This window comes from Endozoicomonas sp. ALC013 (assembly GCF_049310205.1).
Taxonomy (GTDB): Bacteria; Pseudomonadota; Gammaproteobacteria; order Pseudomonadales; family Endozoicomonadaceae; genus Endozoicomonas.
Map to the genome: position 1 here is coordinate 1 of NZ_JBLYNS010000393.1, position 1,203 is coordinate 1,203.

Here is a 1,203-nt window from a genome sequence, read left to right on the forward strand (position 1 = left end):
GCCTGTCTTTGATCCCAAACATACCGAAGCTGCGAAGCTGGAGTGCTATTCGCCCAAGTGGCAGTGTGAGTTAACACCTAATGGCTTGAACCGGAAGAAACCGGGACTGTTGAAAACCTGGTATCCACCAGATGGTGCCCAGCAGTATGTGATTGGCTGCGATGTTGCTGAGGGACTAGCTCCCATCAATGACAAACACAAGCACGGTGATTATTCATCCATCGACGTATTGGATCGTTCCGGTTATCAGGTTGCCCACTGGTCTGGCCATGTGGCTCCGGATGATCTGGGTAAGATGCTTAATCACTTGGGTCGTTATTACAACAATGCTTTGATCGGTGTGGAAAGAAACAACCACGGCCTGACCACCATCACCAAACTGAAAGACCTGAAGTACCCCAATCTTTACATGGAAACCACCGTGGACCAGCGCACCCAGAAACGCACCAAGCGGATCGGCTGGCTGACCACGACCAAATCAAAACCGTTAATGATTGATCACCTGGCGGCATTGCTCAGGGATGGTGATGCGGGGATCTGCAACGTAGAGACGGTAAAGGAGTGCCAGACCTACGTCATTGAAGACAACGGAGCCACCAATGCCCAGGAAGGTTGTTTCGACGACCGGGTGATCAGTTATGCCATCGCCCAGCAGATGGTTCTGAAGTTGCCCCGAAGGAAGATCAATATCAATGAGCTGAAGTATCGGGCTCCAGGGAAATCGGCCTACTGATGGAACGGACAATCATTATTTTTACTCAACAGATGGTGGGGAGCTGGCCAGCCATTATGGCCGGTCATCGTTTTGAATGGCAGCGACGCAGGGGCAAGAAGGTCAGGTAATGGAACACGGACTGGTGATGGTTGCTACTCCGGATCAAGTGACTCAGGCGGAGTTGGATGAAGCACTGGACAACGAACGTCGTGAACAGGCGGTGCGTGATGCCTTTGCTTCCGATCTCTACAGCCGCTGGCAGGGTTACCGGGAGGCCCGGCGGGAAGTGGAAGATGAGTGGCTGGATGCGTTGCGGGCGGTAAAGGGTGAATACGGTCCCGAGCAAGAAAAAGTGATGGAAGAGCAGCAGGCCTTGAGCCGGGTGTTTATCAAGATCACTGCCACCAAAGTCAATGCTGCCTACTCACGACTTATTGATCTGCTGTTTCAGAATGTGGATTCCTTTTGGGATATTGTTCCCAGTCCAC

Annotated in this window: 2 protein-coding genes; both read left to right on the plus strand. The window is 52.2% G+C overall.

The window, feature by feature from the left end; all coding sequences use genetic code 11:
• Positions 1–733: hypothetical protein (locus ACO6V1_RS24055; protein ID WP_422469144.1), on the plus strand; the 733-nt coding region annotated here is incomplete at its 5' end.
• A 76-nt stretch (positions 734–809) separates the two neighbouring features.
• On the plus strand, positions 810–1,203 hold a 394-nt coding region (locus ACO6V1_RS24060; protein WP_422469146.1), incomplete at its 3' end, for a hypothetical protein.